Genomic DNA, 15,949 nt, shown 5'->3' on the forward strand with positions numbered 1-15,949 from the left:
CCGTCCACTGGTGCTGACGGCGTCCGTAAGACTGGACCGCTGACGAGTCGTTCCGGGGCGCTGAAGAATGTTCGCTGGTGCTGGCGGGTGGCCTGAGCCTGAACAGGGCACCTTGCTGATGAACAAAATACCGCTGCTTCGTGCTAATTTCGGTCATTTGCGTTATTTGACCAAAAAGATATTGGAGGTCGAAACCCGGATCGCAGCTGGAATACTGGCAGCTTGATGATCAAAGCGGACACCGCCTAAACATCCAAAAATTTGCATACGTCGTTTGAAGCGCTAAGATAGAGTGACCGGTTGCCAGAAAATGGGGCCGGAGCACAAATAACAAAGTGCATGAACTGCACACGGGAGGATCAAATGAAGAGTTCAGTCACAACGCGACGTGGCGCGTTGCGCTCACTTGCGACAGCAGGTGCGGCGACACTTGCGGCACCGCACATCGCAACAGCAGCATCTGATGGTACCACATGGCGTATCCAGACTTCTTGGCCCGGGGGCGCAGGACTGCAGATATTTAAGGACTGGTGTGCAACCATCGAAGAAAAGACTGGTGGGGAACTTGCGTTCCAGCCGTTCGGCGCCGGTGATGTTGTTGGCGACTTCCAACTGGCCGACGCGGTGAAAAACGGTGTTCTGGAGGCGATCAACCCGTTCACGATTTATTATCAAGGCATTATCCCAGCAGCGACATTCATGACCAGCTATCCGCTTGGCCTTCGAAACCCACATGAATGGGACGTTTTCTATTACAGCCTCGGTGGGCTTGAGATCGCGCGTGAACTGTTCGCGGCGCAGGGACTGCATTTTGTTGGCCCGGTACATCACGGTCCCAACATCATCCACTCTAAAGTACCGATCCGGTCAATCGACGATTTCGCCGGGCGTAAAATGCGCCTGCCGGGCGGTATGGTGGCTGAAGTGTTTACCGAGATCGGCGCGGAAACCACCGTTCTTCCGGGATCGGAAATATTCCCCGCGCTTGAGAAGGGTACGATTGATGTGGCCGACTATGTTGGTCCCGCAGTGAACTACGCACTCGGCTTTAGCCAGGTCACGGATTATATTGTTATGGGACCACCGGGCTTTATGTCGCTGTACCAGCCGGTTGACCTTATGGACATAACTGTCGGAATGGAGGCTTGGAACGCGATTAGCCCCCAGATGCAACAGTTTGTCGAGATGGAAACCCACGTCTATTCCGATATGCACCATGCGGCGATCCAAGCTGCGGACCAGGAAGCTTGGAAGAAATTCGAAGAAGATGGGACTGAGGTCACTCGCCTAACACAGGATGATGTCGAACTCATGACAGAGATCGCTGTGCCAATCTGGTTCGAATATGCGAACCGCGATAAGGATGCGGCTCGGATATTCAAGATCCAACTCGACTACATGATGTCGGGCTCTCTTGGGTATTTGACGCCGGAACAGGTGGAAGGGATGGAACTCGATCTCTGAGTTCCGAATCTGATCCATAGCTTAGCATCCGGCCTTCTGGCCGGGTGCATTGATATGACAACACCACCGAGGCGACGTAATGCCTGATTTCTCGTTCACCCTGCCGCATTGGGCCTACTGGGTGGGGCTTATAGTGTTTCCACTTATCGCCATGGTATTGGCTCGGCGCCCGCGTCCTTCGGTTAGACGCTACTCTGCCGCAATAGCTTACATGGTTCTTTTCACAGGCGGGATGCTGGGGCTCCACCGATTCTACTTGAGGAGCCTTTTAGGCTTCGTCTTCGTGCCGGTGTTCCTGTTGATCTTGTGGTCCAACAGTATGGAAACCGCGGCTCGGTCCGTGGTGTCTGATTTGGCGAATGAGGTGCGCGTTGCCGAGCGAACAGTGGAACGCGAACAGCCGCGGCTTGATGAGGCGCGGGCGCAGCTTGAGGATCTCCAGGCCGCTCTAGCTGAAGCCGAAGTAGGCTCTACCCGTGCTCGCCTCGCGCAGCGGCGGGTGGACCGGGTCGAGGCTTCGATACCCAAATCCGAAGAACGCATTACAGAGGCTCAGGCGATTCTTGACGAGATGTCCCAACCGCTGGCCGAAGCCGAGGCAAATCGTACTTTTTGGGGCAATGCTGCAGGTTATGCCTTCTGGGCGCTGGTCGTATTGATGGTGATCGATGCGATCCTAATCCCGAACCTTGTGCGGCGCGCAAACGAGACGCTCCCCGAGGAAACCAAAACAGAAACCGAAGTTGCTCTGGAAAAAGCCGAAGCTGAGAGCAAGAAGGAAGACTCGGAATACGCTGAGAATTGGATTGACCGGCTTTCTTTGTTTTGCGGCGAATTTGTCGCCTACTGGGCCGTGATCGCTGTTTTCGTTTACTATTTCGAGGTAATCAGCCGCTACGTGTTTGGGACACCGACGAATTGGGCACACGAATCGATGTATTTGATGTTCGGGATGCAGTATCTGATCGCAGGGTCTTATGCGATGCTGACCGAAAGCCACGTTCGGGTGGACATATTCTATGCTCCCCTGTCGCGCCCAAGGAAGGCTTGGGTTGATCTGGCGACATCAGTGTTCTTCTTTATCTTCGCAGGGACTCTGCTCTACACCTCTTGGATTTTCGCGCTTGACGCAATGGCGGTTCCCTCAGGCAATTCGGTGGTTTCGGACTGGGCCCGCGGCAACAATAACTTCTTAGAGATGCTTGGCACCTTCGATCTGGCGCAATGGACGGATCCGAACATCCGTTGGGGTGAGATCAGCTTCAACGAATGGGAGGTGCCCTTATGGCCCATGAAATGGGTGATGGTGATGGGCGGATTATTGTTGCTTTTGCAGGGTATATCCAAAGTTTCTAAAGACATCCGCGCGATCGCAAGGGGGGCGTAGTATGGGTCTCGATATCGGAATCGAGCTTCTGACGCTAATCATGTTCGGCAGCTTAATCGTGCTTTTGATGGCTGGTCTGCCGCTTGCCTTCGTCACCGGCGGCCTAGCCTGCGTGTTCCTTTTTATCCTAGGCGACGCGCGTGCGCTGAACATTGTTCCAAGCCGCATTTTCCCGTTGATGACGAACTATCAGCTATCGGCTATTCCACTTTTCATTTTTATGGCCGCAATGCTAGAGCGCGCCGGGATCATCAACGATATGTTCGACGTGATCTACAAGCTTTTGGGCGGCGTGAAAGGCGGGCTGGCAGCAGCGACCATTCTGGCATCCACAATCCTTGCAGCCATGGTCGGAGTAATTGGTGCGGCGGTGGTAACGATGGGCATTATCGCTCTGCCGGCGATGCTGCAGCGCGGATACGACACCAAGATCGCGATGGGTTCGATCATGGCGGGCGGGACACTTGGTATCCTGATCCCACCGTCGATACTTGCGATCATTTACGCGGTTGTTGCTGAGCAATCGGTTGGCGAATTGTTCATCGGGGCAGTCATTCCCGGGTTGATGCTGTCGGGAATGTATATACTGTATGTCGTTTTGCGATCCTACCTGAACCCTTCTTTGGGTCCGCCGATCCCAATGGAAGAGCGGGTGTCGACGCCTGAGAAACTTCGGCTCCTGGGTCATATGGCCGCTCCGATCGCACTGATCGTCGTCGTGTTGGGTATTATCTTCACAGGAGTTGCGACCCCGGTCGAGGCCGCAGGCATCGGAACCTTCGGCGCATTCATCGTCGCCGCGATCCACCGAAAGCTCGACTGGCAGACAGTTAGGGAGGCCAGCCTTACGACGCTCAAGGCCAGTGCCATGGTAATCTGGATCATGTTCGGCGCCACAATATTTGTAGGTCTCTACGTCCTCGAAGGTGGTCAGCAGTTTGTGCAAGATACGATGCAGGGGTTTGGCTTGGGGCCATGGGGCATCTTGATTGTAATGCAGATTCTGCTGGTAGTCCTTGGCATGTTCCTCGATTGGGTTGGTATCCTTCTGCTTTGCGTCCCAATCTTCGTTCCCATTATCAAGGCGCTCGGCGCTACCGCCTTCGGCTTTGAAGACCCCAACGATTTGGTTCTGTGGTTCGGAGTGCTCTATCTCGTTAACATGCAGATGAGCTTTCTATCCCCGCCATTCGGCTATGCGCTATTTTATTTGCGGGGAGTTGCACCAGAATCGATTCCGATGGGAGACATCTTCAAGTCCGCTCTACCCTTCCTCGCGTTGCAAATCGTCGGATTGCTGGCCTGTATGTTCTTTCCTGAACTTATTACGTGGCTGCCACGCTTGGTGTATGGTTAGACAATCGGTTGAATGCTTCGTTTGAATGCCATCGCTGGGTAGAAAACGCCCTACTTTTGTCGTTCTCGCTTGTTGAAGACATTCGGTCGAAAGTTTGAAGAGTCCGCGGAACGGTCATTCAACCAGCCCACCAACCAACGCCCGCTTTGCGAAAAAGAAAGCAAAGTCGATATCCCCCGGCAACCCGCTGAGGGCCGCCGAGGGTTTTGTTTATGAGGGTGGTCTTCGGTTGACGACATAGTCAGCCAGCCACTGCCAGTAGGCTTCCGCATCCCGGAACCCCTGAGCCCGAGCCGCCAGATCTTCCGCTGCCTTACGGGTGCAACCGCCATCGTATTCGGCGATGGCAGCCCGTTCCTCAAACGCGTCAATGTCCGGGAAACTCATACCGGAAGCCGTATCTGGTTCACGATCGACCGACGTTGCTCGTCACTGATCCCAGCCGAGTAGATGCTGTAGGTGATCCCGTTCTCTGACCGTGCCGATTGGTGGCCGACCAGAGAAGCCGTGAAGTGCTCCGGGACACCTGTTCGCTCACATTGGGTGATGAACCACTTGCGGGTCGAGTGAAACACCAAGCCCGGTCGCTCCAAGCCCAACCGCCGTCTCAGTCTCGCGAAGCCCTTAGTGACATGTGCCACGGTCAGGTCGGGGAACAGAGGACCAGATGATGGTAGCTGCCGGAACATCTCATCCAGCACCGGGTGAACCGGCACCAGTCGCTCCGCCGCGTCGGTCTTCAGCAGTCGCAGTTGGTTAGGTTGAGCGCCCAGCGCGAGAGCCACGTCAACGGGATAGTTGCGTCTGAACAACCACGTATGGCCCTTCAGATAGGCATAGCGAATGTGAGCAGACATAGGCCTCCTCCTTTCAGTGTTTGAATGCGGGTGGGTTCAGTTGGTTGAGATAACCCGTAGGATTATCTCGACGGCCGGTTCGCCGTAGGACCCAGCCAGAGGGCCGGTCACAGCAAAGCCGGTCACGCAGTCTTCGAACACCTCTTCCACGCGGAACAGGTGTTCAGGGACGTCATCGAAGGCGCAGACGACCACGACGTCACCGGGCTTCAGCTCCAGCTCAGCCATCGTCGGACCTCCACGTCCAGAGGACCGCCAGCAGAACCAGCGCCGAGACAGCGGGATGAGACCGAGACACCACCCAGAGCATCGTCGTCAGGACGGCCTTGGGCGGTGGGTGCAAAAGAAAACCCCCGACGAGAACGCCGAGGGCAGACAGGTACTTCATGGATCATACTCCTGCAGTTGCTTCTTTATTTAGATGCAGGAGGTTCCTCGGTTTTGACGGGCGCGGACGTTCAGATTCATAGTGGGAATGGCCGAGTTGCGGACTAAGCCGACCTCGGACTTTCCTCCGATTGTACAGTCTAGTCGTGATTGTGTCCTAGGAAGTGGGACATTGGTTCTCGTCCGTGGTCGACGTCCTCGTTCCCGTGGATTGCCCGAGCATAAACAATCTCGCCACCCAGAACCGTGTGCGTCACCAGCGTGTCACCAACGTCCGTTACTGGAATTTCAAAGAGGTTTTGATCAAGCACGATCATATCAGCAAACTTGCCCGGTTCTATACTACCGATCTTGTCTTCCGCGCCAAGAATTTTGGCGCCATTGATCGTTGTTACCGCAATCGCCTGTTCAAGGGTGATCGCTTCGTCAGGGTTAAGTGCCCCCATCTCGGGCATGTCAGGGTTGATCCGAGTGACAAACCCTTCGATGGCGGGAAACGGGTTGGGTGTAGGTTGAGCAGTCAGCCAGTCCGAACCATGACCAACAACTATACCTGCATCAATGGCTGAGCGGACTTTGAACATGCTGTTGTAACGGTCGTCGCCAATCTGTTGCGGGTAAGAACCTTCGACTCCAGGATGGGGATAGGGTATGTGCGGCGAGAAATCCATTTCCACGTTCTGGAGTGCCGCAAGGCGGGTGATGTCGTCCTTTGTTATCATCCAGTTATGCGCGACCTTATGTTTGGTTCCGGTTTCGCCATTGGCTTCCTTCATCGCTTCCAACGCGTCGATGACACGCCGGATTGAACCTTCACCAATGGAATGGATATGCAGGCCGACACCCATCTTGTCGAACTTGATGAAATCATCCCGATACTGCTCGTAGTTCAAAAGCGTGTCGCCAAGAAAACCCGAACCGTCCTCGTAAGGTTCAATCAGCAGCGAGGTGCGCGCGCCGGGGCTGCCATCGGAAAAGATTTTGACATAGTCGGGATAAACCAGTTCGGTTTGGTAGTTCGCTCGGTTCTGTATCTGGCTTTCGATGTCTTCCAGAGTATATGCAAGATTCAGAGTGGTGCGCCAATCCCAGCTAACAAAGACACGCTGGTGCAGATAGCCTTCTCGTTCAAGCAACTTTAATGCCTCAAGTGGAGCGCGGTGTCCTTCTGCGGTTTGCTGTGAAGTGATGCCGTAAGACAAGAACATGTCGAATATGTCGTAGATCGGTTCAGCATATTCCTCGGCGCTCGCTTGTGGAATCACCAGCTCGATCAGTTGCATCCCCAACTCGCGCAAAGTGCCGGTGGGTTCCCCAGAATCGGGGTCTTTGACTATGACCACAGCACTGTCTGACGGAGTGTCCTTGTCGATGCCCGCCAACTCTAAGGCCTTTGAGTTAACCCAGAATGTGTGCCCAGTCTGATCCAAAAGTGCAACCGGACGATCCGGGATGATTTCATCCAGGAGTTCCTTGCGGGGTGCGTCATTCTCGAAAAGCCCCAAATGCCATTGTCCTGCCAATATCCACTCCTTGTCGGGATTTGCGTCGGCATAGGCTTTTACTTCGGCAAGGATTGCGACAACATTGTCGGGCTGGGACAGTGACAAATTCATGTCGCCATACCAAGGCGTGATAAATGGATGCGAGTGCAGATCAACGGTTCCGGGCATTACGAAGGCTCCGTCCAGATCGATAACCTTGACGCTTTCACCTGCGACGGCCATTGCATCATCGTTTGAACCGACGACGACAAACTTGTCACCGGAAATCGCAACCGCTTCAACCCAAGGCTGATAGGCGTTCACAGTATATATTTTGCCGTTGGTGTAGACGGTGTCGGCTGATTGAGCCGAAGTGGGACTGGCCTCGGGCGCCGCATGTGAGGTTTGACCGGCTGCCATAAACGCCAGCGCGGCAGAGTTGGCCAGGATGGATTTACAAAGCTGGATCATCTGTTCTACTCCCCGGTGATTGTCGTATTTCTTTGGGCAGGCTACGTCGTGTTAGAATGGTAGGTTCGTACAGTCCTTGGAAATCATCGTGGTTTCTAACGCTGCCATCGTCCCCTTCAGTTCTGCGTATTCCTGAGTCATCGGACCATCGCCATATTTGAATCCGCCCAATTGAACCCCGGTAACAGCCCAGATATTGGTGAGCGCTTCATCCTGATCGGCGCGCCGCTTGAGTTCGGTTTCCATTTGCTGTGCAATGCTCTGCGCTCTGCGGTATTCAGCGCTGAGCTGATTGCAGGAGTATGGAGCGTATCGTTGAGCCGAAACGTCGGCTGCCTGGACCGCCACCGGCTGGGTAGCATTACATCCGGCCAGCAGAGTAGCTGAAAGGCCGAGACCAACAAGGACTTTGAAATTACGTGTTCGTGTGTTCATGTAACGGAGCTTCTTGTTGATTAGCTGTGGATTTTCCAAAGTTTGCCTTTTCACTCATGGTGTGGCTAGGTGTGACTAACACCCTATTTTGCGTTTTGGGGCATGGAATGAGTAGGAACAGAACTGCTGATCCATACAATTGCATTAGGCCAGGCAGGAGGGAGGTCCTGATACAGCTGGACGCAGTGTGCCGCTCTGAGCACTTCCGGGATTCGCCACAACTTGTAAGAGTTCTGAGATTCCTCGTGGATACTGAACTTGGTGGCAAAGACATGACCCCGTCATCCAAAGACATTGCATTGAACGTGTTCGGCAAAGGGAGCGAGTTCAGAAGTAAGAGTGATTCAAGTGTCCGCGTTGCGTGCAAAAGGCTGAGAAACAGGCTCTCATTCTACAATGCCCAGGTCAAACCAAAGATACTCATTTTGCTGAGTCCCGGCAGTAATCGCCCGGTGTTTCGGTTCAACCAACTGAGTTTTTGTAGCACGAAAGAGGCACTTTTCCTTGCAGATTGGTATCAGGGGGTCGCGAGCAAACCTGCCTATCACCTCGCGATGTCGAAAATTAGTTTGGCTCTGGAACATGCCCCTGAAAACGCAGAGCTGTTGGCGGCTTCGGCGGATTTGACTCTTGACGGCTACAAGCATGGTTACCAGCGTGGGGCCGATCAACTGGAAGAGGCAGTTCGTCTTGCTGATTTAGCTTATGCTATCGATAAGACCTGTGCCAAAGTGCTCCTTTCGAGAGCCATGATCTCCCTTGAACTTGGACAGTTGGCGGAAGTTCGCAAATGTGGCCAGTCCATGCTCGCGCTGGACGATGATAAGTCAAAGCAATTCGGAATGTGGATGTGTGACGTCGTTTCGGAAACCCCGGGAGAACTTTACGAAGAACGCTCTGCGGTATGCGGAACCAACGTGCCAGGCTGGTTGCACCACACTAAGTTTCTTTCGGCCTATAGCGCCGAGGATTACGAAACCGCACTGGCAGAAGCTATCGCCTTCGGAATGAATGAGTTCTTTTGGGGTGCGGTTGAGCGCGCTGCTGCCCTCGGGCAGTTGGGTTTACTGTATGCTGCTGCAACCGAATTGGAGCGCGCTTTAGAACTGAATCCTGACCTATCTGGAAACCTAGACCGCTATCTGAGAAGCTACGTGCCACACCAAGATGTTCGAATGCACATTCTGGAGGGCGTCGAAAGAGTTTCACTAAAGGTATAATAGTGCAGTAGGTCTGGTCATCACCATTAACAGATCGTGGTTTTCCGCTTTGGCTAAGTCATTGATAAAAAATGACATAAATAGCGTCAGAAGAAGTATCTTCCGCATCACGACTACCTCCCCGATGATAGTAGAATTGTAACCGGGAATGAGACAGGCGGCAATGTTGGCTCCGGGCTCCCATCAGTCATTCGCAGCACTAGGATTGAACGTCCGCCCCCCCACCCGCCAGCACCAGTGACCACCCGTCAGCCCCCGAAACCACTCGTCAGCGGTCGTCTCAGCGCCAGCGGCCTCTCCTCTGGACGTGGAGGTCCGACGATGACTGAGCTGAAACTGAACCCCGGTGACGTCGTGGTCGTCCGCGCCTTCGATGACATCCCTGAGCTGAGACCCAGCGGGTTCAAATCGGTCCGATACTCTGTCGGGTTGTTCACGAGCCGATACGGCGACCGATCACCTACGGCATCTACTCGGCAGGGATCAGTGACGAGCAACGTCGGTCGATCGTGGACCAGATACGGCTTCCGGTATGAGTTTCCCGGACATTGACGCGTTTGAGGAACGGGCTGCCATCGCTGAATTCGATGGCGGTTGCACCCGTAAAGCAGCGGAAGATCTGGCGGCGCGTGCTCAGGGATTACGGGATGCGGACGCCTACTGGCAGTGGTTGGCTGACTATGTCGTCAACCGCAGACCACCTTCATAGACAGAACCCTCGGCGGCCCTCAGCGGGTTGCCGGGGGATATCGACTTTGCTTTCTTTTTCGCAAAGCGGGCGTTGGTTGGTGGGCTGGTCGAATGGTCGAGTTGCGGACAAAGTTGACATCACCCTTCTCGCTACGGGCAATCGTTGACGAAAGATATGGTACATTTGAATTGACCATCAAAGTAGACTTGGGAGGAGGCAATGTCGTTCGAGGAGTTCAGAAGACAGGAACTTGAGGGCTGGGACAAGCGGGCCGTTATGTATGAAGGGTTGACCGCTCGCGTCACGACGCAGGCTATACCTGCGCTTTTGTCCGGAGTGCGAGCGCGAGTTGGCCTTCAGATCCTCGACATTTGCACAGGTCCCGGGTTTGCTGCCGGAGCGGCTGACGCTATCGGCGCAACTGCCAAAGGCATCGACTTTGCGCCGAGCATGGTCGAGGTCGCACGACAGCGGTTTCCGCACCTGGAGTTTCGTCAGGGCGACGCTCTAGCGCTTGAAGAGCCTGACGGCTCATACGATGCGGTAATCTGCAACTTTGGGGTCTTTCACTTTACCGATCCAAAATTGGCCTTCGGTGAAGCCTACCGCGTTCTGCGACCTGGAGGACGTTATGCCTTCAGCCAATGGTCGCAGCCGAATGAGTCTCCGCTTTTCACTTGCGTATTCGGTGCCATCATGAAGCATGCAGACATGACGAAGGTTCCTCCGTCCCCGGACGCGTTTTCTTTCTCGGACCACGAAACATGCCGAGCATCCGTCGTCGCAGCAGGCTTCTCCGATGTGGAGATCATTCCTGTGCCTTCTGTTTTCCACTCAGACTCTGTCGATGGTTTCTGGGAGGAGTTTCTACAGTTCAGCGTGCGAACTCCGATAATAATGGACCAGCAATCCGAAACCGTGCGGAGTGCAATCAAGGCCGACATCGCCGCAGCTATCTCGAAGTTTGAGTCCGGTGGGAAACTCGCTGTTCCTATGCCGAGTTTCGTCGTCACCGCAATAAAACCAGTGTAGGGAAGCGGGTCGGCTTCGGGCTCAACTCGGTCATCCGCCGTACTTGCCATTAACGACCACTTTGCGGACACTTCGGTCATTCGCATGCAACACCAGTGCCTATCTTGACCCTAGGCAAATCTCTCAGGCCAGATTGTTCTTGTGCGCTTTGCCGTTCTTCATAATCACATCGAAATTGTCTGCAGAGGCCATGACCGTAAGGTCGGCAATCGGGTCTCCGTCCACGAGCAGAATATCGGCGTAGGCTCCGGGTTGGATGACACCGACTGGACCAGCCTGGTAGGGATTACGCGGTCCGGTCATGTCCCAAAGCTGTCCATTCAGACCTGTCGCCTGCCGCAAAATCTCGGCGTTGCTGAACCATGGCGTCCTGAGCTGCAATTCCTCCAACTGCGTTGCTTTCGTTTGCCTCGATCCGACGAAGTCTGTTCCGAGTGCAATCTTAGCGCCGGACTCTCGCGCTAATCGAAGCATGGCGTCGAGACCATCAAACGCCATCTTTTGGCGCTCCGTCTGGGCGGGCGTGAACCCTGCCGGAATATCTGCTGCAAAAAAACCAACCTGGGTTGAAAGCCAGACCCCTTTTTCCACGGCCAACTCCATCGACTCAGGCGTCATGAGGTTGCAATGTTCGATACATTGGTAACCTGCCTCAATGGCGGCCCGAACTGATGTGTCCATGTATGCGTGCGAGGTCGCGTAAGTGTTCCAACGTTTGGCCTCCTCGACTGCCGCTTCGAGTTCTGCAGGCGAATACTCGTTGATATCCAATGGGTCGTAGAGGCCAGTCACGGCGCCGCCTGAAAAGACTTTGATGAAGTGCGCACCCTGCCGGAACTGCTCGCGTGCTGCCGCCAGAACTTCAGGAACTCCGTCTGCGAAAAGTGTGATCCCAAGTCGCTCCGCTTCCGTGAACGGCGGCCCGCCGAAGGCTCTCGGACGCACAGATCGCGGCCGAAGGTCGCCATGACCGGCGGTCATTGAGATCGCAGCGTTTGACGCCTGAATGCGCGGACCGGGGTGAAGGCCCTCGTCTATGGCGCGCGCCAAACCGAGAATGCCGCCACCAGTATCACGGACACTGGTAAAGCCACGCATCAGGGTGGCTTCACTTTCGCTCAATGCCAATGCAGCAATGTAATCTGGACGTGCCGTCAGGAAGCCAGCTGGGTCCTGGTTCCACTGCAGGTGCACATGCATATCGAGGAGCCCCGGCATCAAGGTCCGTCCATCTCCATCGATGCGCGGCACCTCTGGCTCGGCATCAGCAGCGGGCGAGACATCCTTGATCATTTCCCCTTCGACAAGGACGTTCGTGAGCTCGGTCAATTCATCGGACATCCCGTCATAAACACGCACGTTCGTGAAAAGCGTGGCATCTGGGGCTTGAGCACGGACTCGCGCCGGGACCAGAGCCAGCGCAGTGGTCGATGCGAGACTGGACAAAAATGCGCGTTTGGAGATCATAACTTAATCCTAAAGATGACGAAGAAGTTGTTGAAGGCTAACTCACACACGCATGTAAAACCATCCAGTAAACCCGATGAAGAGGGTGACGTAAAGTATAGCATTTTTAGGGCGTTAAACTGCAGGTCATACTGCGTTGCAAGAACGGCCGTTTCGGGCTCGATACGGTCATTCGCCGTTGTCCGCTCGAACGTCCGCTTCCGCGCCAACGGTCAGCCACTTCATCAATGCCAGCGACCCCCGTCAGCACCCCGGAACGACTCGTCAGCGGTCGTCTCAGCGCCAGTGGACGGTCGATCCGGTGGTCTCGCCAGCGCATCTGTCGGCACTAGTAAACTGCCTCTCCAGCGGTCAGAAATGCCCCATGCTGACCCTCTAAATGCCCCCGAAACCGCCCCAGTTTCGGCCACCGGCTGGAAAAGTTGATAGGTTTCATCGGTCGGCAAGGATTCCTACCACCCCAGCCAGTTCATCGGAACATGGAACAACAGCAGGCGCTGGGGGCTAAACCCACCGAGAAATGCCCCCGTTTATGCCCCAGTGGTTTCGGGTGTTTCGGGTGTTGAGGGTGGGCCCTCTGAGGTCGTTGAAGGCCCATGCCACAGGTCATAGCAGGTCGTAGTCGACCCCGTTCGCCCAGAAGTCCCAGTCGTCGCGCTTGTTATCCGCAGCCGACCCCTCAATCAGGTGTTCAGGACGGACGCAGCGCTCATTATGACAGCGATGGCGAACCACCGTCGCCTCATCGATCACCGCCCGGTTAGTTGCGTCTGAACAACCACGTATGGCCCTTCAGATAGGCATAGCGAATGTGAGCAGACATAGGCCTCCTCCTTTCAGTGTTTAAATGCGGGTGGGTTCAGTTGGTTGAGATAACCCGTAGGATTATCTCCCGATCCGGTTCGCCGTAGGTCCCAGCCAGAGGGCCGGTGACAGCAAAGCCGGTCACGCAGTCTTCAAACACCTCCTCCACGCGGAAGTGATGTTCGGGGATGTCATCGAAGGCGCGGACGACCACGACGTCACCGGGATTCAGTTTCAGCTCAGCCATCGTCGGACCTCCACGTCCAGAGGACCGCCAGCAGAACCAGCGCCGAGACAGCGGGATGAGACCGAGACACCACCCAGAGCATCGTCGTCAGGACGGCCTTGGGCGGTGGGTGCAAAAGAAAACCCCCGACGAGAACGCCGAGGGCAGACAGGTACTTCACCCGAGTTGCGGACTTTGCAGACATCCGCAGTGTTGCTCCAAAGGACCGCAGTCAGCCCTTTGCTGCCGTCCGCCAAGCTTCAGCTTTTTGCATGTGCAGCAGGACACAATCCGCGCATTCCGGACGTTCAGAGCAAGGAAGCAAATGGCAATTGAGCGGGCAAAACGCCTTTTCGCTTCACGTATTCCAAAGCTGGCTCCAACAACTTGGCTGTTTCAGGAACGGTTAATGTGGGCCCGTCCGGAAGGTAGCCGTCCCAAGTCAAAAAGATCACCAAAAAGGAGGTCCCGCGAAATAAACATGCTTCGCTTCACAGACTTCTCACTGACATGCGCAACCGGAAATGCCGTTGCCGCTGCCGCTCGAATGGCCGCAGCAGGTAGCGCCGTTTGGCATGGTGCAACAGCGCACTGAGGCATCGCATATAGGGTTCACAGGTTCGAACACGATCAACGCCAAAGATATCAGGATAGCGAACATAGGATCACTCCTCAATGTAGCGGATGGGGCGGCGGTGATCGAAGGCTGCGGAGAGGAACAGATAGACCATGAAGTCGCGCACCAGCGGCTGCTGCTCCGGCGGGTAGCGTTGGATCAGATTGCGCGCGACGCCGATTTCCTCGTAGAGAAATTCCCGCAGCGTGTCGCGCCAATAAAAATAGGCCAAATGATCCTTGATGACCCAGAAATGCCCCTGGTAGATCTGCGCAGGACTAGTGCCTTCGGTGAAGGAGGCGTTGCCCCAGGTGGTGACATAGTTCTTGAATATGCCTTCTTTGACGCCGATCGGGACATAGCCTAGGGGCAAATCCTTGTAGAAGATGACCACCGAAGAGCGGTCGCGCGGTTCGCCTCCTTCGCAACCAGCACGGAATACGATGTCAAAAACCCAGAGGTCGTCGTCTTCCGCGTTGTCGGTAGGTTTAGGAATAGGGCGGATGAAATAGGTAGTGTAGAGCAGGTATTCGTCCGGTCCTACCTCCTCGATATAGGAGGTGCTGGCCTTACGGTTTGCGCCAAGCTCGACACTCGCTACATTGAAGATGTTGGCGTCGATCCCCGCACCACCACCCAGACTGAAGATCTTCTCGGCTTCAATCGTTTCTCCACAGTTCTTGGCGAAGACAAGTCGCTTATTGGCAATCTCACGGACGCTGTCCGACAGCATCGAGCTGGGTGAGCCGAGCTCGCGGTGGAACGAGACCGACAGTCCATGTGCGAACCGAGCAGCGGCGCGATCGGTATCGACAAACTTGAGTGGCAGCACACCCTCACCATCGAGAGCGCAGAGCGATAGGGCTACTGCACCGGCCTGGTGCGGCACGGCGCCGGGTTTGTAGGCGCGGGCACGGAAGGGTCGGCAAGCTTCGGCCTGTAGCTCTGCGACGCGGGACGGGCTGTAGCGGCCACGCTCTAGTTGGAGGATAGGATCGCGTGTCAACTTCTCGAACGCGTCGATGATGCCAGCGACGTCTTCATTCAGACTGGGTACAACCGCATAGCCCGATACCGCTCCGACCTTGTAGCTGCAGCGCCAGATTGCGGAGCTGCATTCGGTGGGCTGGTTGCCGGGGCAATTATCAGTACCATAGCAAAAGGTCGCCTCTGATACGCCGTCGGCAAAGATATAGGTGGCGTTTGGGGTGATCGGCGCGATGTCGTCGATGGAGATAATTTTGCGGTGCCCGTACTCGGTGAGTGCAAGTACCGGCGTGCCACGTCCCGCGCCCGTATAGGCGGGCAGGTCGAGTACGCCTAGGGGCTTTACCACCAAGCCGATGGGGTACATCTCCTGGTCTTCGAACTGCTTCTCCTCGCAGGTGACGTTCGCGAAGCGACCGGGCTGGACCGTGATCCAGAACTCCACATCGCCGATGGGACTCAACTTGGTGACTTCGTCATCTGCCATGAAGAGTTGTTCTAACCCGCCAAGGGCCCAATTTAGCGCATCGCGCTCTTGATCGACACTAATGAGTTCGTCGCATCCGTCTATCTGGGCGATGGCCACCACGGGAATAAGTGACAGCGCGGCAGCAAGGCTCACTATGCGCATGGTAAAGTTCCTAGGTATTCAAATGTTTTATGTTCTTTATGCTTACCCAATATACCATCAATAAAAGTATTTGTCTTGTTGAACTAAATCTTTGGCTCGAAGTAGTCTCTCCGATCTCCCGCCCAGCCGCGACATCCTCGGCGAAACGGGTCGTTTTTGTCATTCGTCGCGCAACGATCGAAATCGTTGCAAGAACATGTGCCACAAACTCTTGGCAAAACCGCTTTTGATTTTGTCACTTTTTTGGCCTTCCTTCTGATAGCAGACATTCGCGCGCACTGCAGCATCGGTGACTTTTGGGCTCCCATCAGTCCTTCGCAAGACTGGGAATGAACGTCCCCACCACCCGCCAGCACCAGCGAACATTCTTCAGCGCCCCGGAACGACTCGTCAGCGGTCCAGTCTTACGGACGCCGTCAGCACCAGTGGACGG

18 protein-coding genes are annotated in these 15,949 nt (G+C 55.2%); 7 read left to right on the forward strand and 11 right to left on the reverse strand.

Going from position 1 to position 15,949, the window contains the following annotated elements; translation table 11 throughout:
- Positions 1–363 precede the first annotated feature (363 nt).
- From dctP to ACR0MI_RS23210, 3 genes are all read left to right on the forward strand, one after another.
- On the forward strand, positions 364–1,464 hold the full coding sequence (dctP, locus tag ACR0MI_RS23200) for a TRAP transporter substrate-binding protein DctP (protein WP_480855703.1): 1,101 nt from the start codon (positions 364–366) through the stop codon (positions 1,462–1,464).
- A 79-nt stretch (positions 1,465–1,543) separates the two neighbouring features.
- A complete protein-coding gene (locus ACR0MI_RS23205; RefSeq protein WP_170617611.1) occupies positions 1,544–2,851 on the forward strand; it encodes a TRAP transporter small permease subunit in 1,308 nt (435 codons plus the stop codon).
- 1 nt (position 2,852) lies between these two features.
- Positions 2,853–4,208 (forward strand): TRAP transporter large permease subunit, encoded by a 1,356-nt coding sequence (locus ACR0MI_RS23210; RefSeq protein ID WP_170617613.1) that lies wholly within the window; start codon positions 2,853–2,855, stop codon positions 4,206–4,208.
- A gap of 210 nt (positions 4,209–4,418) precedes the next feature.
- Here ACR0MI_RS23210 and ACR0MI_RS23215 read toward each other — a convergent pair whose 3' ends face one another.
- From ACR0MI_RS23215 to ACR0MI_RS23240, 6 genes are all read right to left on the reverse strand, one after another.
- Positions 4,419–4,595, reverse strand: coding sequence for a hypothetical protein (locus ACR0MI_RS23215; RefSeq protein ID WP_170619915.1), 177 nt, complete (start codon positions 4,593–4,595; stop codon positions 4,419–4,421).
- Positions 4,592–5,065: a site-specific integrase gene (locus ACR0MI_RS23220; RefSeq protein ID WP_170817426.1), complete on the reverse strand. Its 474-nt coding sequence runs from the start codon at positions 5,063–5,065 to the stop codon at positions 4,592–4,594. Before ACR0MI_RS23220 ends, ACR0MI_RS23215 begins: the two co-directional genes overlap by 4 nt.
- Positions 5,066–5,101: 36 nt before the next feature.
- The gene (locus ACR0MI_RS23225; RefSeq protein ID WP_170817427.1) at positions 5,102–5,293 is read right to left on the reverse strand and encodes a hypothetical protein; all 192 of its coding nucleotides are present in this window, start codon (positions 5,291–5,293) and stop codon (positions 5,102–5,104) included.
- A complete protein-coding gene (locus tag ACR0MI_RS23230; protein WP_170356195.1) occupies positions 5,286–5,453 on the reverse strand; it encodes a hypothetical protein in 168 nt (55 codons plus the stop codon). The genes ACR0MI_RS23225 and ACR0MI_RS23230 overlap by 8 nt, the downstream gene beginning before the upstream one ends.
- Before the next feature lie 139 nt (positions 5,454–5,592).
- Positions 5,593–7,407: an amidohydrolase gene (locus ACR0MI_RS23235; RefSeq protein WP_170617624.1), complete on the reverse strand. Its 1,815-nt coding sequence runs from the start codon at positions 7,405–7,407 to the stop codon at positions 5,593–5,595.
- Positions 7,408–7,458: 51 nt separating this feature from the next.
- Positions 7,459–7,842: a hypothetical protein gene (locus tag ACR0MI_RS23240; RefSeq protein ID WP_170619928.1), complete on the reverse strand. Its 384-nt coding sequence runs from the start codon at positions 7,840–7,842 to the stop codon at positions 7,459–7,461.
- Positions 7,843–8,087: 245 nt separating this feature from the next.
- On the opposite strand from ACR0MI_RS23240, the gene ACR0MI_RS23245 reads away from it, so the two are divergent.
- From ACR0MI_RS23245 to ACR0MI_RS23260, 4 genes are all read left to right on the forward strand, one after another.
- Positions 8,088–9,062: a hypothetical protein gene (locus ACR0MI_RS23245; protein ID WP_170617620.1), complete on the forward strand. Its 975-nt coding sequence runs from the start codon at positions 8,088–8,090 to the stop codon at positions 9,060–9,062.
- Positions 9,063–9,383: 321 nt separating this feature from the next.
- A complete protein-coding gene (locus ACR0MI_RS23250; RefSeq protein ID WP_480855705.1) occupies positions 9,384–9,614 on the forward strand; it encodes a hypothetical protein in 231 nt (76 codons plus the stop codon).
- Complete coding sequence (locus ACR0MI_RS23255) at positions 9,595–9,771, forward strand: hypothetical protein (RefSeq protein WP_170617615.1); 177 nt, start codon at positions 9,595–9,597, stop codon at positions 9,769–9,771. Before ACR0MI_RS23250 ends, ACR0MI_RS23255 begins: the two co-directional genes overlap by 20 nt.
- Positions 9,772–9,972: 201 nt before the next feature.
- Entirely contained in the window at positions 9,973–10,785 is an 813-nt protein-coding gene (locus ACR0MI_RS23260) for a class I SAM-dependent methyltransferase (RefSeq protein WP_170817430.1), read from the forward strand.
- 123 nt (positions 10,786–10,908) lie between these two features.
- Here the strand turns inward: ACR0MI_RS23260 and ACR0MI_RS23265 are convergent, their stop codons facing one another.
- The 5 genes from ACR0MI_RS23265 to ACR0MI_RS23285 form a co-directional block, all read right to left on the reverse strand.
- Entirely contained in the window at positions 10,909–12,252 is a 1,344-nt protein-coding gene (locus ACR0MI_RS23265) for an amidohydrolase family protein (RefSeq protein ID WP_170816227.1), read from the reverse strand.
- 606 nt (positions 12,253–12,858) lie between these two features.
- Positions 12,859–13,005 (reverse strand): HNH endonuclease, encoded by a 147-nt coding sequence (locus tag ACR0MI_RS23270; protein WP_170504788.1) that lies wholly within the window; start codon positions 13,003–13,005, stop codon positions 12,859–12,861.
- Positions 13,006–13,111: 106 nt separating this feature from the next.
- Positions 13,112–13,303, reverse strand: coding sequence for a hypothetical protein (locus ACR0MI_RS23275; protein WP_170816228.1), 192 nt, complete (start codon positions 13,301–13,303; stop codon positions 13,112–13,114).
- A complete protein-coding gene (locus tag ACR0MI_RS23280) occupies positions 13,296–13,487 on the reverse strand; it encodes a hypothetical protein (protein WP_170817431.1) in 192 nt (63 codons plus the stop codon). Before ACR0MI_RS23280 ends, ACR0MI_RS23275 begins: the two co-directional genes overlap by 8 nt.
- Before the next feature lie 460 nt (positions 13,488–13,947).
- A complete protein-coding gene (locus ACR0MI_RS23285) occupies positions 13,948–15,516 on the reverse strand; it encodes a hypothetical protein (RefSeq protein WP_170617653.1) in 1,569 nt (522 codons plus the stop codon).
- Positions 15,517–15,949: the final 433 nt, after the last annotated feature.

This window comes from Ruegeria sp. D4 (assembly GCF_056534475.1).